At 47.1% G+C, this 22,543-nt stretch carries 17 protein-coding genes and 2 tRNA genes; 9 read left to right on the top strand and 10 right to left on the bottom strand.

The annotated features are described in order from the left end of the window. Positions 1-84: 84 nt before the first annotated feature. Both GWR21_RS01395 and GWR21_RS01390 read right to left on the bottom strand, forming a co-directional pair. Positions 85-155, bottom strand: a tRNA-Cys gene (locus GWR21_RS01395). A 242-nt stretch (positions 156-397) separates the two neighbouring features. Then, positions 398-468: transfer RNA gene (locus GWR21_RS01390), tRNA-Cys, on the bottom strand. A gap of 91 nt (positions 469-559) precedes the next feature. Here GWR21_RS01390 and GWR21_RS01385 point away from each other — a divergent pair. The 4 genes from GWR21_RS01385 to GWR21_RS01370 all read left to right on the top strand — a co-directional run bounded on the left by GWR21_RS01385 (position 560) and on the right by GWR21_RS01370 (position 3,871). Then, a complete protein-coding gene (locus GWR21_RS01385; protein WP_162329999.1) occupies positions 560-1,438 on the top strand; it encodes a nucleoside phosphorylase in 879 nt (292 codons plus the stop codon). Positions 1,439-1,627: 189 nt separating this feature from the next. Further along, positions 1,628-2,413, top strand: a complete 786-nt coding sequence (gene dapF, locus GWR21_RS01380) for a diaminopimelate epimerase (protein WP_162329998.1) — start codon at positions 1,628-1,630, stop codon at positions 2,411-2,413. A 27-nt stretch (positions 2,414-2,440) separates the two neighbouring features. Next, entirely contained in the window at positions 2,441-3,379 is a 939-nt protein-coding gene (locus GWR21_RS01375) for a magnesium transporter CorA family protein (RefSeq protein ID WP_162329997.1), read from the top strand. Positions 3,380-3,418: 39 nt separating this feature from the next. Beyond that, the gene (locus tag GWR21_RS01370; RefSeq protein ID WP_162329996.1) at positions 3,419-3,871 is read left to right on the top strand and encodes an NUDIX hydrolase; all 453 of its coding nucleotides are present in this window, start codon (positions 3,419-3,421) and stop codon (positions 3,869-3,871) included. Here GWR21_RS01370 and GWR21_RS01365 read toward each other — a convergent pair whose 3' ends face one another. Both GWR21_RS01365 and GWR21_RS01360 read right to left on the bottom strand, forming a co-directional pair. Next, positions 3,872-4,666 (bottom strand): queuosine precursor transporter, encoded by a 795-nt coding sequence (locus GWR21_RS01365; RefSeq protein ID WP_162329995.1) that lies wholly within the window; start codon positions 4,664-4,666, stop codon positions 3,872-3,874. It lies immediately after the preceding gene. After that, positions 4,663-4,947, bottom strand: a complete 285-nt coding sequence (locus tag GWR21_RS01360; RefSeq protein ID WP_162329994.1) for a hypothetical protein — start codon at positions 4,945-4,947, stop codon at positions 4,663-4,665. The genes GWR21_RS01365 and GWR21_RS01360 overlap by 4 nt, the downstream gene beginning before the upstream one ends. A gap of 76 nt (positions 4,948-5,023) precedes the next feature. Between GWR21_RS01360 and GWR21_RS01355 the strand changes: the two genes are divergently transcribed. After that, positions 5,024-5,953, top strand: a complete 930-nt coding sequence (locus GWR21_RS01355) for a glycosyltransferase (RefSeq protein WP_162329993.1) — start codon at positions 5,024-5,026, stop codon at positions 5,951-5,953. A 184-nt stretch (positions 5,954-6,137) separates the two neighbouring features. Here GWR21_RS01355 and GWR21_RS01350 read toward each other — a convergent pair whose 3' ends face one another. After that, entirely contained in the window at positions 6,138-7,148 is a 1,011-nt protein-coding gene (locus GWR21_RS01350; protein WP_162329992.1) for a glycosyltransferase family 2 protein, read from the bottom strand. A gap of 118 nt (positions 7,149-7,266) precedes the next feature. On the opposite strand from GWR21_RS01350, the gene GWR21_RS01345 reads away from it, so the two are divergent. Further along, entirely contained in the window at positions 7,267-8,769 is a 1,503-nt protein-coding gene (locus tag GWR21_RS01345; RefSeq protein ID WP_162329991.1) for a lipopolysaccharide biosynthesis protein, read from the top strand. Between the two features lie 2 nt (positions 8,770-8,771). Here the strand turns inward: GWR21_RS01345 and GWR21_RS01340 are convergent, their stop codons facing one another. The 4 genes from GWR21_RS01340 to GWR21_RS01325 are packed head-to-tail and all read right to left on the bottom strand — an operon-like array spanning position 8,772 to position 12,675. Next, positions 8,772-9,710 (bottom strand): glycosyltransferase family 2 protein, encoded by a 939-nt coding sequence (locus GWR21_RS01340; RefSeq protein WP_162329990.1) that lies wholly within the window; start codon positions 9,708-9,710, stop codon positions 8,772-8,774. A 1-nt stretch (position 9,711) separates the two neighbouring features. Then, positions 9,712-10,827: a non-hydrolyzing UDP-N-acetylglucosamine 2-epimerase gene (gene wecB / locus GWR21_RS01335; protein ID WP_162329989.1), complete on the bottom strand. Its 1,116-nt coding sequence runs from the start codon at positions 10,825-10,827 to the stop codon at positions 9,712-9,714. A 10-nt stretch (positions 10,828-10,837) separates the two neighbouring features. Beyond that, positions 10,838-11,974, bottom strand: a complete 1,137-nt coding sequence (locus GWR21_RS01330) for a glycosyltransferase family 4 protein (RefSeq protein ID WP_162329988.1) — start codon at positions 11,972-11,974, stop codon at positions 10,838-10,840. Between the two features lie 53 nt (positions 11,975-12,027). Continuing rightward, a complete protein-coding gene (locus GWR21_RS01325; RefSeq protein WP_162329987.1) occupies positions 12,028-12,675 on the bottom strand; it encodes a C40 family peptidase in 648 nt (215 codons plus the stop codon). A 224-nt stretch (positions 12,676-12,899) separates the two neighbouring features. Between GWR21_RS01325 and dnaE the strand changes: the two genes are divergently transcribed. Both dnaE and trxA read left to right on the top strand, forming a co-directional pair. Continuing rightward, on the top strand, positions 12,900-16,544 hold the full coding sequence (gene dnaE / locus GWR21_RS01320) for a DNA polymerase III subunit alpha (RefSeq protein ID WP_162329986.1): 3,645 nt from the start codon (positions 12,900-12,902) through the stop codon (positions 16,542-16,544). A 170-nt stretch (positions 16,545-16,714) separates the two neighbouring features. Continuing rightward, positions 16,715-17,032, top strand: a complete 318-nt coding sequence (gene trxA, locus GWR21_RS01315) for a thioredoxin (RefSeq protein ID WP_162329985.1) — start codon at positions 16,715-16,717, stop codon at positions 17,030-17,032. 166 nt (positions 17,033-17,198) lie between these two features. Here trxA and GWR21_RS01310 read toward each other — a convergent pair whose 3' ends face one another. Next, a complete protein-coding gene (locus tag GWR21_RS01310; protein ID WP_162329984.1) occupies positions 17,199-19,847 on the bottom strand; it encodes a T9SS type B sorting domain-containing protein in 2,649 nt (882 codons plus the stop codon). A 556-nt stretch (positions 19,848-20,403) separates the two neighbouring features. Between GWR21_RS01310 and GWR21_RS01305 the strand changes: the two genes are divergently transcribed. After that, positions 20,404-22,542 (top strand): M43 family zinc metalloprotease, encoded by a 2,139-nt coding sequence (locus GWR21_RS01305; protein WP_162329983.1) that lies wholly within the window; start codon positions 20,404-20,406, stop codon positions 22,540-22,542. Position 22,543 lies beyond the last annotated feature (1 nt).

The raw sequence follows: 22,543 nt of genomic DNA, 5'->3' as shown, positions 1-22,543 counted from the left end.
GACGCATGGTGAATGCAGTGTATGCCGTGGGAAGAAGCAATACCTGCAAACAAAAAAAGGACTACATTGCTGTAATCCTTCCTGAGGTTTCGAGCGGATTCGAACCGCTGTAGGAGCTTTTGCAGAGCTCAGCCTAGCCACTCGGCCACGAAACCACTTGTTTTTTCGTGTCTCATTCATTAGATGAGATCGCAAATGTAGCAAATTTTAACTGTAGCAAACAACTACGATTATCCACAGAGGTGAGGTTCTTATGTGGAAAATAAAACATCTGAATATTGTTCCACTTTTACACCTCCTGGACGAAGATAAGCAAACAGATAATCGAAAGATGCATTTATCTGGCTTAACAACAGCCATAAAACAAAAAAGGATTACATTGCTGTAATCCTTCCTGAGGTTTCGAGCGGATTCGAACCGCTGTAGGAGCTTTTGCAGAGCTCAGCCTAGCCACTCGGCCACGAAACCATTTTTTTTCGTGCCCCATTGTTTGATGGGATTGCAAAAGTAGGAAATTTTAGATATTTGCCAAATATATTTTAAAAAAATATCAGAAAAGATGGATAAACGTATCGCAGAATCAGAACTGATACTGAACAGCAGAGGAGCCGTATATCACCTGGACCTGCAACCAGAAGAGCTTGCCGGAACGATTGTCACCGTTGGGGACCCTGATCGTGTGCAGGAAGTGAGCAAGCATTTTGATAAAGTTGAGGTGAAACGTCAGCATAGGGAATTTGTAAGTCACACCGGTTACATCGGTCAGAAAAGACTTACCGTGGTGTCGACCGGGATCGGTACTGACAACATTGACATCGTATTGAATGAACTGGACGCACTGGTCAATATCGATTTCGCGACACGCACCGTAAAACAGGACCTTACCCGGTTAAAGATCGTCCGGCTGGGTACTTCGGGCGCCTTGCAGGGGAATGTACCAGTAGACAGCTTTGTGGTATCCTCGCATGGTCTGGGACTGGACAACCTGCTGCCATGGTATGAATTTGACAATACCACTGACGAAGAAGCGCTGTTAGAAGCATTTCATGAGCAGGTGCAGCTGCGTCCGGGCAGTGCCAGCCCCTACCTGATCAGTGCAGCACCGGGTTTGGCGGCTAAGTTTACAGACGGTTATATCTCAGGTATCACCGTTACCTGTCCGGGCTTCTATGCCCCGCAGGGGCGTGCACTGAGAGGGCCTCTCTCCCATCCGCAGCTGCTGGAACAACTGACTGCCTTCAAACTGGGTCGTTTCTATATTTCCAACTTCGAAATGGAAACTGCCGGCATTTATGGACTGGGCCGGGTGCTGGGACATGATTGTTTATCTATCAGTACGATCGTTGCTAACAGAATCGGGCAACAGTTCACGAAAGATGGCGCGGCAGCAGTGGAAAGGATGATCGTGAAGTCACTGGAGATAATTGGTAATGAATAATGAATAACTAGGAATTAGGAATTAGGAATTAGGAATTAGGAACTAGCAATTAGGAATTATCTATAATACATGTTAGCAGTATTGTAAAAGCTGCCCCTGACTATCGGTCAGGCGGTTCCCGGTTTTAAGGAGGGACTGATCTGCTCAATTGCTAATTCTTAATTCCTAATTTCCTTATATTTGTTCCTTATGTCAGCAATTCATTTCTACAAATACCAGGGCACCGGCAATGACTTCGTGATCATGGATAACCGGAACGGCGAATACAATTTTCTTACAGAACAACAAGTGCATTTCCTGTGTGACAGACGTTTCGGTATCGGCGCCGACGGTCTGATGCTGCTGAACAAGCAGGAGGGATATGACTTCGGTATGAAATACTATAATGCTGACGGCCGTGAAAGTAGCATGTGCGGAAATGGTGGACGCTGCCTGGTAGCCTTTGCCCGTAAAATGGGACTCACCAACGAGAAACTCACCTTCCTGGCAGTGGACGGTCCTCATGAAGCGACATTGAGCGCTGATGACTGGGTAAACCTGAAAATGCAGGATGTAAGTGGCGTAGAGATCAATTCTCTCCACTCCTACCTGAATACAGGCTCTCCACACTATGTAAGATTTGTGGAAGACGTAAAAGCAGTGGATGTATATAATGAAGGAAAACGCATCCGCTATAACGACCGCTTCGCCAAAGAAGGCACCAATGTCAACTTTGTACAATCACTCGAGAAAGGCATCTTCGTACGTACCTATGAACGTGGCGTAGAAGACGAAACCTACTCCTGTGGTACCGGCGTAACCGCTGCTGCACTCATGACGGCCGGTGCTGAAACAAAGGAGTACATCGTCCCTGTACAGACCCTGGGCGGTAAATTAGAAGTAAGATTCACCCGTACCGGTGAAATGTCCTATAACAATATCTGGCTTTGCGGACCGGCAACACTGGTGTTCGAAGGAAATATCACATTGCCGTAACTTTAATTATTCTACCTTTGCGGCCGGATGATTCAATATTTCAAAAATATAGACTCGCGCACGGTAGAAATTTCAGGACCAGAGAACGGAGCCTGGGTAAATATTACCCCTCCGTTAAAGCAATCTGAATTTGCCCAGCTCTCCGAAGAGCTGGACATTCCCCTGGACTTTCTTACCGACTCTCTCGATATTGATGAGAAGTCGCGCTATGAGCTGGAGGATAATGTAAAACTCATTGTTATCAAGACACCGACGGAAAACAATTCCATCAATGAGAGCGATGCCTATTACATTACCATCCCCATCGTGATCATCCTCACGCATAATCAGATCCTCACCGTCAATTCCTTCGACAATGCAGCGATCAACCGCTTCCTGAACACCTTCCATAACCGTCATCCGGAGAAAAGGAATATGATGGTGCTGAAGATCTTCGAGAAGGTGACCATGAACTTCCTGGATTACCTGAAAGAGATCAATCAGCGCAGGAATATCCTCGAGCAAAAGCTGTACGACAGTAACCGTAACGAGGAACTGCTATACATCATGCGTATCCAGAAAAGCCTGGTATATTTCCTCACCGCGCTGCGCAGTAATGAACTACTGCTCATGAAACTGGAGCGTACCAACTTCCTCGGACTGAACGAAGATGAAAAGGAATTTCTGCACGACCTTATCGTAGACACCTCCCAGGCGCTGGAAATGGCGAATGTATATACCAACATCCTTAGCAGCTCTATGGATGCCTTTGCCAGCATTATTTCCAATAACCTTAACCTAGTAATGAAACGCCTCACGTCCATTACCATCGTCCTCACCTTTCCCGTATTGGTCGCGAGTATCTATGGTATGAACGTAGAAATTCCATTCGCCCACTCAGCCCACGCATTCTACATACCCGTCATACTGTCTATCGTGATATCCGTTATCATGAGCTGGTATTTCATGAAAAAGAAATGGTTCTAGGCTGTATCTTGCCTGCTGACTCAATAACCTGATCCTCTGATGAAGAAAGTGTTCAATGTTCGCGTATATGGTATAATGATGAATGAGCAACGACAGGTGCTCGTCAGTGATGAATATATCCGGGGAGGATATTATACCAAGTTTCCCGGTGGCGGACTTGAATTTGGCGAAGGTACCCTTCAATGTGTAGTGAGAGAATTCCAGGAAGAACTGGGACTTGACGTGGAAGTGGTGGAACATATCTATACCACTGATTTCTTCCAGATATCTGCTTTTGACGACCAGTCACAGATCATCTCTATATATTATCTGGTTAGACCCTTGTCAACACCTGGTTTCCCGGTATTGGACAAGCCTTTTGGATTCGAAATACCCCAAGGTGCGTTCCAGGTGGAAGGCGCCAGATGGATCAACTGGGAAGAGTTTTCCGCCGAAGCAGTCACCCTTCCCATTGATAAAGTGGTGGCTGACCTGGTGAAGGTCCGCTACTAATTATTCATGCACGATCATCGTCTCCTCTTTACCCATCGCCGCTGCTTTCATACGTGCAGCATCAGCGCCCAGGTATTTTTCAATCAGCATTTCTGCATAGTAGATCACTGGCGTCAGTAAGATCGCTACGGTAAACTTATAAATATAGTTCACCACACACACTGCCAGTACCAGCTGCCAGCTCCAGCCCTTACCTACTTTAAACGCAATGAACAGTACAATGAAACTGTCTACCAGCTGTGACACCAGCGTAGAACCAGTTGCCCTGAGCCACATGTGCTTCTCGCCGGTCGCCCTTTTAATACGGTGAAATACGGTGACATCTACGATCTGGCTGACCAGGAAGGCTGCTATACTACCGATAATGATCCACATGCCCTGACCAAAGATGCCATTGAATGCGGTCGGCATATCAGGAATCCCGTCTGCTACACCGGAAGTGATCCAGAAATCAGCAGGTGGCACGCCCATTGCTACATAGAACATCACAAACGCATAGGCGATCAATGATACAGCAATGTAGGAAATACGTTTTACGGCCTTCGGACCATAATATTCATTTACAATATCCGTCAATACAAATTCCAGCGGCCATAATATAACACCGCAGGTCAGGTTGAAGGATAATCCGCTTTGACCAAACACCGTGAAGGTATGTACGGGAAGCCCGAACAGTTTCTCCAGCGAAAAGATCTTGCCCCCGATACATTCCGCGATCAGCGCATTGGCCACGAAGAACGAGCAGAAGAAGATGAAAAGTTTAGTTGGTCTGTCTTTTAGAATGTTGTTGATCATCTGAACAGGAAATAAAATTGAACGAGTAAAATTATGACATTCACAATAAAAACATAGGGAGGCAGCTCTGCCCACGTGATCTTCCGCCGCCATAATACAATAGTAGTGATCAGCAATACCAGCAGGTTCAGCGGAAATGCGAGGATCATTCCCACTGGCAGGATCAGCTTAAGTAACTCCGGGGCCTGTCCTTCGAATTTAATGTAATAAGATGCTTCCGCTATCAGGAAGCAGAGGTTGCATATAAATGCCAGCTTTAAAAGGAATCGTGACCGCCCCATTATTGAAATTTCGGATAAATTACAGTTATTTTGCTTTACCTCATCAGAATTTTAAACAAAAAGGATAGTTACAATCATGGGAATAGCGATATCAGTAGTCATTTGTTCATATAACAGAGAAGCCTATATTATCGAGGCAATTGATAGTCTGTACAAACAGGATATTGATAAACAACGCTATGAAGTGATCGTGGTAGATAACAACAGCAAGGATAATACGGCTGCCAAGGTACGGGAATATATAGATGCTCACCCCGACATGCAAATTGCCTATTACCTGGAAACCCGCCAGGGTGCTTCCTTTGCCCGTAATACCGGCGCTGAGAAGTCCAGCGGACAACTGATTTGCTGTATGGATGATGATGCCGTGGCCATGCCTGGTTATCTTCAGAACATCATCACATTCTTTGAACAACATCCTGATGCAACCGGCCTCGGAGGACGCATTATTCCCCGTTACATCCCTTCCGAACCCAAATGGATGTCGCATTATGTGTCTTCACTGGTAGGTAATTTTGACTATAGTCCGGAAGCCAAACCGTTCGAGAACGGCCGCTATCCGCTGGAATCCAATATGATCGTACGCAGGGACGATTTCTTCGCTGTCGGCGGTTTTAATACCAGTCTGCCGGGTGTAAAAGGCACACTCCGTGTCGGTGGCGAAGGCAAGGAGTTTTTCTATAAACTGATCGAAAGAGGCGGTGTTATCTATTATGACCCGGCAGTGATCGTACATCATGTCGTGGAAGTAAAGAAGCTGACTTCAGAATATATGTACCGTGTGGCCTCGGGTATCGGCCGTGGCGAAAAGGTGCGTATGCATGCAAAAGGCGCAGCTGCCGTACATAAGAAAAGCCTGGAATATCTCTTCAAACTGGGCGCCTCCGTTGTGATCGGAGGATACTACCTCCTACAGGGCAAACCCGCTAAGACGTGGCCTGTTATCCAGTTCAGGATCGATGTACTGAAAGGATACTGGGAGCCGGTACACGTAGGGGAAAATTAGGAAATAGGAATTGTGGATCAGGAACTGGAGGCTGAAGACGGACAAGTTCTTCAACCGGCATCGGTGTGTCGTATTGCTGAAGACGGATGAGGTCTTCAATTGAAACTGGACAATTCAAAAGTACCAGGACTGTGCACTACGGATTTGGCAGCAACAGCGCTTGTAAAATTTAAAGGCTGCCGGACTATCTGCTTAGTACATTATAGAAATAGGGTTTATTCCGGACGATAGTAGGTGTCAGCCCCCACAAATGGCAGACATTTTTGGTCAGTCCCCAGACCTGCGGCATATACCGGAAAGGATTGCGGCCCTTGAAGATATTTTCAAACAGGCTACCGATAAAGAATACCGGTATGGCAAATGTATAATTGAGTAATAAGATGAAATACCATAGTACACCGAACTGCTTGCGCACCCTCACGTGATTGGACAACATGAGCTGCAGCCCCTTACGGTCGTATAGTCCGTAGTAACCTTTCTCATCAGAATCAAATGCATCGCCGGTTGTTTCTCCCTGTAAATGAATGATATTGATGTCGCCGTATATGGCCAGCTCACCGTGTTTACGCAGGCGACTGCACCATTCCACCTCTTCTGCATACAGGAAGAAGTCTTCATCCATATACCCTGCCTTTTCTATGGAACTACGTTTCACCATCAGGTAAGCACCACTGATCCAGTCTACATGATGTTCCGTGCTGGCTTCCTGCACGTTAGGCACTTTGGTCTTCATTTTATACCCTACCCAGCGGATCACTTTCCCCCAGTAAGGTAAAGGCAGGAGGTGGTTCAGACCGCCCTTCATGAAATAGTTGCCCGATATTTGCAGGGTACGGTCAGCATTCAGCTGCTGTACGCCGCAGGCGATCAGGTCACTCTGTGCAAAACGCTGTACACAACGGTCCAGTGCATGGTCCAGGATAAGTGTATCAGGGTTCAGTAATAACAGATGATCTCCCTTGGCTGCACGAAGGCCAACATTATTGGCGCGGGAAAAGCCTGCATTGTAGCCGGTTTGCAGGAACTGTACAAAGGGATAGGCGGACGTGATCTGTTGTTCACTGTCATCCCCGGAAGCATTGTCCACTACGATCACCTCGTAACTGATATTTGTCGTTTGCGCCACAATGGTGCTGATACAATCCAGAATGAGGCGGCTACTCTTATAATTTACAATGATGATCGAAAGGTCCATGCTTGATACTGTACAATATAGCTGCCGGAGCAGCCGATTAAAAATGGCAAAACACCATCTGAAATCGCAAATTAATAAATACCTTTAGCTTTACAACAACTGTTATTTTTAAAGAAATATGAGCGAACTGCGGAAAAAGAGTATTGTTTCAATCGTCTGGACTTATGTTGGTTTTATTTTCGGTGCTATTAACGTATTCTTATCTGCAAAATACCTCCTGCCGGAACATAATGGTCTGACCCGCGTACTCCTCGAAATGGGCGTATTATTTTCGGCTATTGCCACATTTGGCGTACCCACCCTCCTAACGAAATTCTACCCTTACTATAGTGACCGGATGGACCGCAAGAGTTCCGACCTGCTGACGGTGGCCCTGCTGATCACGACGATCGGGTTCCTGTTACTGGCAGCGGGTACCTATTTCCTGGAGCCGTTTATCAGCCGCAAATTTTCAGGTAAGTCGGCCCTGCTGGTGGATTATTATTACCTGGTGATACCCGTTACTTTCTTCCTGACCTATCTCACAGTGCTGGAAGCACAGGCATGGAACCTTTTTAAAACAGTCGTATCCAATTTCTTTAAAGAGGTCGCGTTCCGCGTAGCTAATCTGCTGTTATTAGTCGTTTACATCCTGGAGTGGATCAACCTGAAGACGTTCTTTATATGCTTTAGTTTTCTGTATGGCGTATCGTTCTTCGGTCTGCTCATTTATATGATATCTATCGGCGAACTCAATATCACCTTCAAGATCAGTAAACTAACAAGACGCCTGTGGACGAAGATGCTGCCGTATGTGATATTTATGCTGGCGGGCAATATTGTGCTGGTGTTCAAAGACAGTTTCGACGGACTGGCTATTTCCAGTATGCACGGTCTCGAATTTGCCGCAGTATTCTCCCTGGTGAACTACATGGTAACGTCAATCGGGGTGCCCCAGCGAAGCGTGGTAAGTATTGCCTTCCCGGTGATCGCCAGAGCATGGAAAGAGAAGAATATGCCGAAACTGGCAGATGTATATACAAAGACGTCTATCACGCTACTGCTGATATCGACGTTCCTGTTCGGACTGGTCTGGATCAACTTCGACGATGTAATGACCTTCCTGCAACTACCGGAGATCTACAAAACGGGGAAACCGGCCCTGCTACTGCTGGCTTTCGCGAAGATCGTGGAACTGGGTACAGGCGCCAGCGGACAAATCATCATCTCTTCCCGCAAATGGAAGTTCGAGTTATATTGTAACATATTATTGCTGATCGCGGCAGTACCGGTGAGCTATCTGATGATCAGGCAATTTGATATCTGGGGTGCGGGTGCGGCCAACCTGATCCTGGTAGTGGTATTCAATGGGATCCGTTTTGCGTATCTGTGGTACTACTACAAGCTGCAGCCTTTCAATATCAAGACACTCTACGGTATTGCCTTACCAACTATACTGATACTCCTCACCACTACACTGATCAATTTCTCTATTCCGCTGGTGAACATCATTCTCCGCTCTACCCTCTTTGTCGCTGGGTTTATTACAGCCACACTCCTGCTGCAGATCTCGGAAGATGCAACAGGTGTGTTTCAGACTGTGAAAAAGAGATTGGGACTGGCGAAACCGCCGGTAGAATAAGGTTACTTTCCTTTGCCGCCTGACAGCATGAGCTTCAGCAAGGCAACTGCGAAAGAAAAAGGGATGACGATGGCACCTTTTATCTTCTTAAAAGTAATAAAGGCCAGTGCGATGAATGCCTGTTTGGGAGACATCTGATACAACTTCTGCAGGTAGAATTTCATCTTCGGCTGATTCTCCTTGAAGATAGCGTAGTACACGGCAAACTTCCTGTAATACAGCATTTCATCACGTTTGCTGATGTGCTGTACGAGTGTGGGCAATTGCTTCTCCACCACTATTTTCTGCAGGTCCTGTACAGCGGTAGACATGGTACCGGTAAGTGACGCTGCATGTACACGGTAATAGTAGACATTATATTCCGGCAGATAGTAGAACTTACTATGCATAAAGGCACGCAGGAAGAAATCATAGTCTTCGATCATAAAGGCGGATAAATTGTAGCCTTTATTGCGCAGGTGCACTTCTTTTTTATAAAGGAAGCAGGCGCCACAACCTTCCCAGGTGATGATGCTCTGGTTAATATCATTGAATCGCATGATCCCTACCTCCCTATTATCATCATCAATCTGGATGTAGTCACAGTACACCAGGTCTATCTCCGGTTTCCCGGCGAGGATCTTTACCATACGTTCCAGTGCATCGGGCGCATAATAGTTGTCATCGGAAGTCCAGGTGTAGTAGGTACCCTTAGCTTCATCAAAGCCGGTGTTCAGCGACGCAGGCAGGCGTTTGTTGACAGCATTGCTGATCAGCCGGACACGTGCGTCCTTTGCCGCATATTCAGCAGCAATTTCCGCGGTATTATCTGTTGAACAGTCATTCACGATGAGCAGTTCAAAGTTGGTGTAGGTCTGCGCGAGACAGCTGTCGAGTGACTGTCTCAGATAACGGGAGCCGTTGTAAGTAGGTAAAACGATCGTGACCAGTGGGCCGTTCATATTAAAGTACTTTGTGTAAAATATCAATGATCTGTGCTGAGCTGGTACCGTCGCCATAAGGGTTTACGGCCTGTGCCATCTGCTGGTACAGTGCATCATCTTCCATCAGCGCAATACAGTTCTCTACGATAACAGGGCGACTGGTACCCACGAGCTTTGCCGTACCTGCATCTATACCTTCGGTACGTTCTGTTACATCCCGCATCACCAGCACCGGTTTACCTAAAGCAGGTGCTTCTTCCTGTATACCACCGGAGTCCGTCAGTACCAGGTAACTCTGTTTCATGAGCCATACCAGATAGGGATAATCCAGCGGTTCTATGAGATGTATGCCGGGTACGCCTTTCAGCAAGCGCTGTACAGGTTCCTGTACCTGCGGATTGAGATGCACCGGGTATACGATCTGCACTTTACCTTCATAGCGGGTGGCCAGATCACGGATGGCCATACAGATCTCTTCGAATGGTTGTCCGAAGCTCTCACGGCGGTGACCGGTGACCAGTATAGTCCTCCTGGCAGGATCGAGGAAGCTGAAATATTCTTTATAGACAGCGGCGTCACTGATCAGGTCTGCCGTCATCAGCAGCGCATCTATGACCGTGTTACCGGTTACGTATACGTGTTCGCGTATGTTTTCGGCATACAGATTCTCCTGTGCCGTGATTGTGGGCGCAAAATGGAAATCCGCCAGATCACCGGCCATTTTCCTGTTCATTTCTTCCGGGAAAGGGGAATATTTATTACCGCTACGCAGTCCTGCTTCGATATGTGCAATTTTAATTTTCTTATAGTACGCAGCGAGGGCACCTGTGAAGGCAGAGGTGGTATCACCCTGTACTACCAGTACGTCCGGCTTTTCTCTTTCCAGCACTTCATCCAGTTTCTTCAGACCGTCGGCAGTAATATCAAACAATGTCTGACCGGGTTTCATCAAAGCCAGGTCCTCATGCGGCGTGACACCAAAAAAGTCCAGCACCTGTGCCAGCATTTGCCTATGCTGACCAGTCACGCATACGTAGGGTAACCATTTATCGGGTTGCGCTTCACATGCTTTGATCAGGGGGATCATTTTAATGGCTTCAGGTCTGGTACCAAAGAGGAAGAATATCTTTTTCAAGTGTCGCTCTTTATGCGTTTAATAATAAGTTCAGTATTGTTTTTCCGGGGGCAGGATTATACAGTTTCATGGCATTTGCGTTGGCGGCAAGGCCCATTTGCTCCCAGTCCGCGCGTCTTTCCCATGCCCGTTCCATGGCATCTGCCATAGAACGTACGGTAGCACCGGGACTGATAAATCCTTCTATCCCTTCTCTCACCCACTCACGGTGTCCACCCACATCCGTCAGGACAGAAGGGCGTCCGCACACCATGGCCTCCACTATAGCAAGTGGCATGCCTTCCTGCCGGGAAGGCATCAGGAGGAGGCTGTTTTTTTTCCACACCTCACCAATATCACTCACTTTACCGTGGAAGGTCACGCGGTCGGTCAGCCCGTAAAAGGCTGTCAGTTGCCGCAAGTATCCTTCATCCAGGCCGGCGCCATAGATGTTGAGATGCCATTTACGCGTACGCCATTGTTCCTGATGAAGGGCACTCAGCACGAGATCCTGCCCTTTGTGGTCAGTTACCAGTATGCCGACCATGGCGAAATGCACAGTATCGTTTGTGGGGAAAGGTTGTATGCCTATATTGGAGAGATTCACCGGATTTCTGATCACCATGGCGTTCTCTATGTTGGAGCAAAGGTGCCTCCGGGCGATCTCCAGGTTGCCTTCCGATACAAAGAGCACTTTCCTGGCCCGTTGATAGGCCGCGTTGATCACATCATAGCGTACCCCGCCGAAACCACGTACATCATGGTTCAGGTTACAGTTGATGAATAATGCAGCGGGCGTCTTATCGAGTGCCTTCAGCAACAGGACATCGTCTGCAATGGAATAGGAAGTGCCCACGTAAAAGATCACGTCAGGTTTCTCCTTAAATAACCGGTGGAACGGGTTCTGTAGTTTATTGGCCAGTATGATAAGGCCTTTCCGGAAGATGCGTTGCAGGAAAGGGATCCCTGGCTTTACAAATCCACGTCGGTAAAAAAGTCTGGCTCCATTTTGCAGCAGCTTCACTGTTTTCGGATGCGGGGGACCGCATTTAAGGGCAGATATATATACTTCGTGCCCGTCCTTCAGCGCTGCTGCAGCCATATCGGCCCAGAGTTCCTCACTCCCGCCCCATGGCTCTTTAATAATGGATACAATACCTATCTTCATGGATAATCACCAGATTTTCGATCGCGAAATAATTCCGGCGAAGATATATTTATTTATTCTACCCTGCCGCCGCCTACATAATACTTTTTCCAGTAACTTTCATTGAGGTCACTGATCATGACGCCTGAACTGGTGGAGGCATGGACAAATTTATCATTGACAAGATAAACACCTACGTGAGAGATAGAGGTACCGTTGGTTTTGAAGAATACCAGGTCTCCTTCACGGATCTGGGCGTTACTGAGCTTTTTGGATTTTTCGTATAACTGTGCGGAGCTGCCGCCTGACGGGATACTGAAGACCTGTGCCAGCAAACTGTTAGCGAAGCCGGAGCAGTCTACCCCATTTTTATTTTTGCCACCATATACATACGGTGTGCCCCACCAGTCTTCAATGAACCTGAAGAGTTGCATATTCAGGACACTTTCCACCCGTACATCGAGCAGCTGGGCGTATTTGAACTGCCAGAGTGCGGCATTTTCCAGGTTGGAACTACCCGCTGTGAAATTCTTAATCTTTGCAGATCCGGTGTTGGCCACATTGCTTGACAAAGCCACCCTTGAAAAGGACATTCCGTCAATGAACGGGGATACAGTAGTATTGCTCGTCTTACTGGCCGATTTCTTAGTAGATTTACAGGATACTGCCCCCAGCACACACAAAACAACAGTTACCCATAGGACCTCCTTTCTTACTTTCATAAGCCTCTCAGATTAAATAAATTTTAGCTAAGTTACTAATAATAATTGTTTTTAAAGTGTTTTCACTCGAGGGAGTGAAAGCGGCTACCCACAGGCCTTAGCGCTTATGCGTCGTATAGCCCGGCGTTAGCCGGCGACTGCCTCCGTGTCCTAAACGCAGGCTGTGTGGATAAATTTAACAGTTCCATGTTTAATTATTGGGCGAAGTGTCGGATTTTTGCGGAATGATCTTTTCCCACTTACACGTTCATACACAATATTCTCTGCTGGATGGCGCAGCAGATATCAAATCATTGTATAAGAAAGCCATGGCCAGCAATCAGCCGGCCCTGGCCATCACGGACCATGGTAACATGTTCGGTGTCTTCCAGTTCGTGGCAGAGGCTTATAATAATAAACTCAATCCCGATGATCCGAAGGATAAAAGGCTGAAGGTAAAGCCTATCGTTGGCTGTGAATTCTATGTAGTAGAAAACCGCTTCAAGCGTGCTTTTACCCGTGAGGAGAAAGATATCCGTAACCACCAGGTACTGCTGGCCAAAAACGAGGAAGGTTACCGCAACCTGATCAAGCTGTGCTCCCTGGGGTATATCGAGGGACTGTACGGTAAGTATCCCCGTATTGACAAGGAACTGATCCTTCAGTATCATAAAGGCCTGATAGCCACTACCTGCTGCCTCGGTGCCTCGGTACCAAGAGCAATCCTTAAAAAAGGAGAAGATGCCGGTGAAGAAGAGTTCAAATGGTGGCTGGACATATTCGGAGAGGACTATTATGTTGAATTACAGCGACATGGTATCCCTGAACAGGAGAAAGTGAACGAGTCACTGCTCAAGTTCGCCGCCAAACATAATGTGAAGGTGATCGCCTCCAATGACTCCCATTACGTGGACCAGGCCGATGCGAATGCGCATGACATCCTGCTTTGTATCAATACCGGCGAGAAGAAGAGCACGCCTACCATGAAGGATTTCTCTGACGATGATGTGTCGATGAAGAACAAACGTTTCGCTTTCTACAACGATCAGTTCTACTTCAAGACCACAGAAGAGATGAGTGCCCTCTTCCATGATCTGCCACAGGCTATTGACAATACCAATGAGATCGTAGATAAGGTAGAGCTGCTGGACCTGAAAAAGGACATCCTGCTGCCCAACTTCCCTATTCCGGCACCATTCCTGACCCAGGACCAGTACCTGCGTCATCTGACTATGGAGGGGGCACATAAGAAATATGCAGAAGTGACCGCAGAGGTGGAAGAACGCCTCAACTTCGAGCTCAATGTCATTGAGAACATGGGATTTGCGGGTTACTTCCTGATCGTATCCGACTTCATTAAGGCGGGTCGTGACCTGGGAGTATTCATCGGTCCGGGTCGTGGTTCTGCAGCTGGTTCTGCGGTAGCATACTGTATCGGCATCACGAATATTGACCCGATCAAGTATAACCTGCTGTTTGAGCGTTTCCTGAATCCGGAACGTAAGAGCATGCCCGATATCGATACGGACTTCGATGATGAAGGCCGACAGAAAGTAATTGACTACGTTGTTAATAAATATGGCAAAAGCCAGGTAGCACAGATCATTACCTATGGTACCATGGCCGCCAAGATGAGTATCAAGGACGTGGCCCGTGTAATGGACCTGCCACTGGCAGAATCCAATATGCTGGCGAAGATGGTGCCTGATAAACCCGGCATACAGCTGGACCGTATCTTCAACGCGCCCATTGATGAAGGAGAAAAGAGCCTGGCCGAAAAAGAAGGCCTGGGCCCTGAAGACCTGGAAAACGTTAAACGCCTGCGCGAGCTGATCAAAGGACAGGACCTTCAGGGGGAAGTACTGAGAGAAGCCTGCGTACTCGAAGGGTCCGTACGTAACACGGGTATCCACGCAGCTGGTATCATCATTGCGCCGAAAGACCTGTACGACCTGATACCGGTATCAACAGCCAAAGACTCTGACCTGCTGGTAACACAATTTGAAGGTAGTATCATTGAAAGTGCCGGCGTAATCAAAATGGACTTCCTGGGTCTGAAGACCCTGACCATTATTAAAGGTGCGCTTGAACTGATAAAGATCAATCACGGCATAGATATCAGCATTGATGACATTCCGCTGGATGACGTCAAGACGTACGAGCTTTATCAGAAAGGGGAAACCAACGCCACGTTCCAGTTCGAGTCCGCGGGTATGCAGAAATACCTTCGCGAACTGAAACCGGACAGATTTGATGACCTGATCGCGATGAACGCCCTGTACCGTCCGGGACCACTGGAGTATATTCCGTTGTTCATCCGCCGTAAACATGGACTGGAAGAAACGGTGTATGACCTCGCGGAAATGGAGGAATACCTGAACGATACCTATGGTATTACAGTGTACCAGGAGCAGGTAATGCTTTTGAGCCAGAAGCTGGCTAACTTCTCCAAAGGTGACGCGGACGTACTCCGTAAAGCGATGGGTAAGAAGCAGAAGGCAGTACTGGACAAAATGAAGAAACAGTTCATGGAAGGTTGTGCCGCTAACGGACATGACCTGAAGATCTGTGATAAAGTATGGACTGACTGGGAGGCATTCGCATCCTACGCATTCAATAAATCTCACTCTACCTGTTACGCCTTCGTGGCGTATCAGACCGCTTACCTGAAAGCGCACTATCCGGCGGAATACATGGCGGCTGTACTGAACAACGCCAGTAACATTGAAAAGATCACCTTCTTTATGGAGGAAGCAAAGCGCATGGGTATCGACGTATTGCCACCCGATGTGAACGAGTCTTTCAAAGGTTTTGCGGTGAACAAACAGGGACAGATCCGTTTCGGTCTTGCCGGTCTGAAAGGTGTGGGTGAAGCTGCCGTAGAAAACATCCTGGAAGAAAGACAGAAGGAAGGGCCATACAAGAACATCTTTGAGATGATCAAACGTGTGAACCAGCGTGCGGTGAATAAGAAATCACTGGAAGCCCTGGCGATGTCAGGTGCCTTCGACTGTTTCCCGGAACTGCATCGCGCCCAGTATTTCCATAAACCAGAGAATGATAATACCACCGGTCTGGATAAGATCGTGAAATTCGGACAGCAGGTAACTGCCGGTGCTGCCACTTCCATGGGTAGCCTCTTTGGGGCGGAAGAAATGCCGGATGTGGAACCGCCGAAGATCCCACCGTGCGATCCATGGCCGCTCATACTTAAACTGAATAATGAACGGGAGGTCACCGGTATCTATATTTCCGGTCACCCACTGGACGATTACCGTTTCGAAAGCCAGCATTATAATATGAATACCGTGCAGGAGCTGGTAGAATACCAGGCTGACCTGCAGGCGCCAGGCAATGCGAGGGCAGGACGCGAGCGTAATTTCAGGCTGGCCGTCTATGTGACAGGTGCACAGGAACGTATTTCCAGGAATAACCGCCAGTTTGGCATCATGACTATCGAGGACTATTCAGGTAAGTTCGAATTTGCCCTGTGGAGTGAGGACTTTATCCGGTTTGCGCCTTATCTGAAAACGGGCTTATGTATATTCATCAACGGCGGCTTTAAGGCCAAGCGTTTCAATGATGCAGAGTATGAGTTTAAGGTGAATAGCATTCAGTTGCTCCAGGAGGTAAAAAAGACCCATACAAAGAAGGTGATCATGGCCACTACCCCTAAGTTCATTACGCGTGAGCTGGTAGACTTCCTTGTTGACAATATCAACAAATACCCGGGTGCCAGTGAGCTGTTCCTGCAATTGACGGATCGTGATGATAATACCCAGGTAAAACTGCATACTTTCAACAAGCATATAGAGATGAATGATGAACTGGCGCACTTCTTGTCGAAACAGCCTGACGTCGATGTGTATATAGATACAATCAATAAGTAGCAGTGCTAAAATGGGCTAATTTGCATGGTCAAAGGGTATATTTATACAAACAAAATACCGGCTGTCAAAAAAGCAGTAATTTGCATCCGGTTCGAAAATTGAATGAATATATTTGCATTTATAAATTTATTACAGAACTTTGATTTACTATAATTCATAAATTTAATATCATGGCATTAGAATTCACAGATTCAAACTTCCAGACAGAGGTGTTGAACTCAGATAAATTAAGTGTGATAGATTTCTGGGCAGAATGGTGTGGTCCTTGTCGCGCGATAGGTCCTGTTATTGAGGAGCTGTCGAAAGATTACGCTGGTAAGGTTAATATTGGTAAAGTAAACGTAGACCAGAACCCTGAGTTGTCTATCAACTACGGTATCACCAGCATCCCTGCTATCCTGTTCATTAAGAATGGTCAGGTAGTTGACAAACAGGTAGGTGCTGCTCCTAAATCCGTTCTGGAAAAGAAAATTCAAGGTAACCTCTAGTAGGTAAGTTTATAGAAAGAGCCGGTCTATTGGTATAGGCCGGCTTTTTTATTTTAATGAGGGATCAGCAATTGCTTATGAGTAAGCGCATCCTGTTGGTCATGCCCTTTAATACTATCGGGAGATCCACAAGTTTGGTGGATAACACAATTCCCAATTCCTATGCTTACCTCACCAACATGACCGTGCCCTTCTGCCGGTGCACTTTCCCGAGATCTTCAAAGAAGATGTAGTCTATTACATACACATACCCTCCTGCAGGTTGTGGCTGATCCTTATATAAACCATCCCATCCTTTTGCCACATCATCCGACCGGAAGATGAACTCACCCCACCGGTTGTAGATGACCATACGGAATGCAGCGACGCCCTGTGCCTTTACTCTGAACAGGTCATTGCTGCCATCTTTGTTAGGCGTAAAAGCTGTTGGAATGAACATTGAATTTTTAAGATCAACAAAGATCGTTACCGTATCTGCAGTTATGCAGTTCTGCCCTGTCCTGGTGGTCACGATGTAGGTGGTCGTTTGATAAGGTTGGGCGACAGGCGACGGACAGTTCAGACAATTCAGGCCTGCTCCCGGCATCCACAGATAATCGGGCGCATTGATCGCATGCAGCTGTACCCTGTCTCCTATGACGATCGTTGTATCATTGTTTGTAATGCTTACTGGTGGAATATCCAGGTTTTCCAGTGTCGTAAAAGTATTCGCCTCACAGCCATTCGCATCTATGACCTTCGCATCATAATCACCTGCCGCCAGGTTTATCATATCGGCATTGGTAGCGGTTACACCGTTTATCTCGAAAGTGTATGGCGGCGTACCACCGGTCGCATTGATGATCAGTGCACCATCTGCACGACCACAGGTCTCATTTCTCGGTGTTACTGTCATATCAATGGGTACAGGTGCTGTCACTGTTACGGAGACAGTATCCGCACAGCTGCCCGCACGCCCGTAGATGGTATAGTTACCCGGTGTGAGGTGATCAAAAGTGGTAACGTTCTGATAAGGCAGGTCACCCAATGCAAATTCAACGGGTGGCTGACCACTTGTTACCGTCAGACGGATAGCGCCATCTGTTCCTCCGGCACAGCCAGTCCAGGATGGTGTAGCGGTAAAACTAAAACTGTTGTTGCCCCCAGCTGTCAGATCAACTGTTCTGGTGATGGTACAACCCACTGCATCCCGGATATCTATATTATAGATATCTGCCGTAAGACCAGTATAGTGATCCTGCGTACCCATATCCACGTTATTCAGGCTGTAGGTAAATGGCGGGATACCACCCGACGCTTCCACCGCAATGCTACCGGTAGGATGCGCACAATCAACAGGGGTCGCATCAACCGCAACATTGATAGCCGGACTGATCACCACTTCCACTTCATCAGTAGTTGTGCAGCCGCCACCATTGCTGACAGTTACACTGTAGGTCGCACTGTGAGTGACCTGTAACGTATGACCGGTACTGAGATCTGACCAGGTATAATGGGAGTTACCTGTTCCTGCATCCAGCAGCACAGGTGTATTATTGCAGGTGATCTGATCCGGCCCGAGATCTACCGTAGGTAAAGGCATCACTACGATGTTCCGGCACACAGACTGCTGGGTTGGTAATCCTTCATCCATTAGCAGTGTCACAGTATACGTGCCTGGTTGGGAATAAGCGTATACCGGCGCTGTATATAACGTCGATGACGGAATGGAACTATTGGTACAACTACCGAAACTAACCCTGGTCAATGTATTATTCAGGGCATTCGCCACGAATGTATACAGGTTATCCTGTACCCGGAAAACGGTAGAAAGTGAATGAGGATAGCGGAAACCTCCAATATTGCCATAAGAAGATGCTGTTACGTTTCCTGTAATATCATTGCCGGCAAAATCCAGTCTTAACAGGTCATCGCCGTTACCATTCGCTACCAGTGCAAACGTGCCCCCACAATCACTGAATACATATATATCACGGGGTTCATTCAATAATCCGCCGGGATTACCCATATTTACGGCCACAGGCGTATTTAAGAGCGAATTACCAAAGTCCAGGCGGGTAATGGTATTTCCCCTGGTATTGGTAATAAACATATGCCAGTTACCATTTACATTAATAATAAATGTACCGGTAGGAAAATCCAGGTTACCGATATTCCCCAGGTTCACGCCAGTAGGTGCAGTCCCGAAAGAGGTGCCAAAAGACAAACGGGTCACCGTGTTATTATCTGAGTTTAGTGCCATACCGTACCAGTTCCCTCCTTCCTGAAAAGTAAACAGGTCGGTAGGATAGGCAAGGTTGCCAATGTTCCCCCAGTTGGTGCATGTCGGGGTATTTGTAAGGCTGCTACCGAAGTCAATCACGGCGACACTGGGACTACTGACCACACCACCACCTACGACGACTATATGCCACCCTGCAGCATCCTGTACAATCCTGAGACCTTCCGTCTGCGGAGGGATCTGGCCACCAAAATCACCCAGGTTCTCAGCCGTCGGTGTATTCAGCAAACTATTTCCAAAGGACAATCTTACCAGCGCAGGGGCATTATTATTTGTTACGAATGCATAATAGTTTCCTCCCTCCTGTGCCATGTCAAGGAATACCGGTGTTTGTAAGGTGCCGCCGAAATCACCGAAGTTGACACCGGTAGGCGGCTGATACAGATTGCCTGCACAGAAGTTCCAGTAAAAAGTAGTACCATCTACGGAAGTATTGAAAAGATGAACAGGTTCATTGATACAAACCGTATCAGGTGCAGTAAAACCGGCTTGCTGTGCCAATGCAGGTATACCTGCGAATAATAAAACAGACAAACAGGTTGATAAAACAATTGACTTCATAGATATCAGCGAATGGGGATGTGTGCGCGCTAAATTAGCACATCCGGGTCGAATGTCCCAGCAAAATCCCTTTTCCTGTGTGCTGATTTACAGCCTGTTCTACCTACCAGAACACCTGTTTGAATTATATTATATACATTGCTCACCTTACCAGGTAATAACGCCGTGTGCTGACCCATATATCGTGTCTTAAACGGATGCCTGATCCGGTAAACATAGCTGCCGCTGAATATAATTTACTTGTGCAGGTGACTACCTATAAAAGTTGAGAAATCGTTAATGATCAAATAAACCTGGTCAGGGAGCTGGGGTCTAACGGTTAATAAGAAATTTTTATAAAATGCGTTTATCTGATGGCAGTTGTCAAATTATATGTGTAGTCACTAATAAGCACTCATCTAAAAAAATCTAATTTGACACTTTAAGTATTCATGCAGCAAATTGATAACACCTATATAACTTTAACAATTATAACTTTTTGATAAAAATCGCCGGACAAGCCGTATTTTAACTTATTCAAATCAGAACCTTGCGCAATTTTACCCTTATTATCCTCGCCGTCCTCTATGTCATACCCGCGCTTGCACAGCGTAAATGTGGTACCGAAGAAGCAATGCTACAACTGATTGCTTCAAATCCTGCTTTACAAAAGGTCCGTGACAGGAAAGAGATGCGTTTGCAGGAGATGACCCGGACAGTCAAGCAATCCAGAGCGTTCATGCGGACCACCTACCCGGTTGTCACAATACCTGTTGTTGTACATATCGTATTAAGAAACCCTGACCAGGTAACGGACGAGCAGGTACAGTCGCAGATCGATGCACTCAACCGTGACTATGCTGCCAACGCAGCGGATATCTCAAGTCTGCCGGCGGCATGGGCCGACCGACTGGGGCAGGCGAACATCCAGTTTTGTCTTGCGCAACGTACCCCCGATGACAATTTTACGAATGGAATAGACAGGGTGACCACTACCCGCACCTCTTTCAGTGTGTCCAATTCCGCGTCTGCTGTTAAGCATGCCAATACTGGTGGGGCCGATGCCTGGAACAGTGACAATTACCTGAACATCTGGGTATGTAACCTATCTGATAACTATCTGGGTATTGCAACTTTCCCCGAAGGCTATCCTTCCGACGAGCAGGGGGTTGTGATCACCTATACCGGCTTTGGTACTACCGGAAGCGCTGTTGCGCCTTTCAATATGGGCCGTACCACTGTCCATGAGATCGGCCACTTCTTCTCCCTCCGTCATATCTGGGGAGATGAATCCGCCTGTGCGGCTGACGATGGAATTGACGATACTCCTTTACAGGGAACCTATACCTATAACTGTCCGCGCTTCCCGCTGACTGACAGATGTACCGTAGATTCTCCAGGTATCATGTTCAACAACTTCATGGACTATTCAGATGATGCCTGCATGCTGTTGTTCACTTCAGATCAGGTAGACAGGATGCGGCTGACGCTTGAAAATGACAGGTCATCCCTTATGTTCTCTGAGGCTTGTCTGCCACTGAACCTGCAGGAGAACGATGCGTCGATACTGACCGTTGCTTCTCCGTTCGGACAGATCTGCGAGAATAACCTCGTACCGAAAGTCGTGCTGAGGAACCAGGGCAAGAATGCACTGACATCTGTGAAGATCTTTTATGTGGTGGATGATGGTCAGCTGATCTCCTATGACTGGACGGGGAATCTTTCGGCACTCAGGAATGATACGATAGAACTCGATAACAGCATTCCCGGTATAGGGGCGCACCTGTTAAAAGTATATACGGCGTTGCCTAACGGGAGTCCGGTGGATGGAGATCCTGCGAATGATACAGCGTGGTCTAACTTCCAGTATTATGCCGACGGCACGTTCCCTTATAGTGAAGGATTTGAAAGTGACCTATTCCCGCCTGCCGGCTGGGAGATCAAAAACTATGATAACAGCTTTACCTGGGAACTGACAGCTGATGCGGCTAAAACGGGCAGCCGGTCTATCGTGATGCACAACCTGGCCTATAATACGAATGATGCAGTGGATGATATCCTCACCCCGATGTTTGACCCTACAGGCAAGGACTCGGTGTTCCTGTTCTTCGATGTGGCTGCCGCTGCCTATTCTAACCTGAACGGATCGAATATGGTATGGGATAGTTTACAGGTGCTGACCACTTCTGACTGTGGGGAAACGTATGACAGTCTCTATAAGAAAGGAGGTGAATCACTTCTGACGCGCAGACAGCCTGTGACTTCCGAATTTATTCCAACAGCTTCAGAATGGCGCAGGGATTCCATCAACCTGACACCAATCATTAAGAAAGGCCGTTTCAGGGTGGTGTTCAGGAATATCAGCAATGCGGAGAACAACATCTACCTGGATAACATCAACATTGTTACAAAGAATACACTTCCTTATCTGAAGGAGAAAGGGCTGGTGATCGGACCTAATCCGACAGCTAACCAGTTATTCATTACCTTCCTGGAAGTACCCAATGACCTGGATCATATCGCGATATACAACACTTTAGGAAAGCTGGTCGCCAGGCAAGCCGGCTCGTCAATCAATAGCAGCAACCGTTTTATCTTTGATTTGGTAAATGAGCCAAATGGTATTTATTTTGTAAAATTAATATACAGGAATAACGTCAAGACTATTAAGATAACTAAAGTGAATTAAG

This window comes from Chitinophaga agri, from assembly GCF_010093065.1.
Taxonomy (GTDB): Bacteria; Bacteroidota; Bacteroidia; order Chitinophagales; family Chitinophagaceae; genus Chitinophaga; species Chitinophaga agri.
The sequence above is the reverse complement of the archived record's forward strand: the minus strand, read 5'-3'. Positions and strand labels throughout refer to the sequence as shown.

What these genes read in the sequence shown, in the direction of transcription:
- GWR21_RS01385 (WP_162329999.1), top strand. Translation starts at nt 560, where the DNA reads ATGGATAAACGTATCGCAGAATCAGAACTGATACTGAACAGCAGAGGA.
- dapF (WP_162329998.1), top strand. Translation starts at nt 1,628, where the DNA reads ATGTCAGCAATTCATTTCTACAAATACCAGGGCACCGGCAATGACTTC.
- GWR21_RS01375 (WP_162329997.1), top strand. Translation starts at nt 2,441, where the DNA reads ATGATTCAATATTTCAAAAATATAGACTCGCGCACGGTAGAAATTTCA.
- GWR21_RS01370 (WP_162329996.1), top strand. Translation starts at nt 3,419, where the DNA reads ATGAAGAAAGTGTTCAATGTTCGCGTATATGGTATAATGATGAATGAG.
- GWR21_RS01365 (WP_162329995.1), bottom strand. Translation starts at nt 4,666, where the DNA reads ATGATCAACAACATTCTAAAAGACAGACCAACTAAACTTTTCATCTTC.
- GWR21_RS01360 (WP_162329994.1), bottom strand. Translation starts at nt 4,947, where the DNA reads ATGGGGCGGTCACGATTCCTTTTAAAGCTGGCATTTATATGCAACCTC.
- GWR21_RS01355 (WP_162329993.1), top strand. Translation starts at nt 5,024, where the DNA reads ATGGGAATAGCGATATCAGTAGTCATTTGTTCATATAACAGAGAAGCC.
- GWR21_RS01350 (WP_162329992.1), bottom strand. Translation starts at nt 7,148, where the DNA reads ATGGACCTTTCGATCATCATTGTAAATTATAAGAGTAGCCGCCTCATT.
- GWR21_RS01345 (WP_162329991.1), top strand. Translation starts at nt 7,267, where the DNA reads ATGAGCGAACTGCGGAAAAAGAGTATTGTTTCAATCGTCTGGACTTAT.
- GWR21_RS01340 (WP_162329990.1), bottom strand. Translation starts at nt 9,710, where the DNA reads ATGAACGGCCCACTGGTCACGATCGTTTTACCTACTTACAACGGCTCC.
- GWR21_RS01330 (WP_162329988.1), bottom strand. Translation starts at nt 11,974, where the DNA reads ATGAAGATAGGTATTGTATCCATTATTAAAGAGCCATGGGGCGGGAGT.
- GWR21_RS01325 (WP_162329987.1), bottom strand. Translation starts at nt 12,675, where the DNA reads ATGAAAGTAAGAAAGGAGGTCCTATGGGTAACTGTTGTTTTGTGTGTG.
- dnaE (WP_162329986.1), top strand. Translation starts at nt 12,900, where the DNA reads ATGATCTTTTCCCACTTACACGTTCATACACAATATTCTCTGCTGGAT.
- trxA (WP_162329985.1), top strand. Translation starts at nt 16,715, where the DNA reads ATGGCATTAGAATTCACAGATTCAAACTTCCAGACAGAGGTGTTGAAC.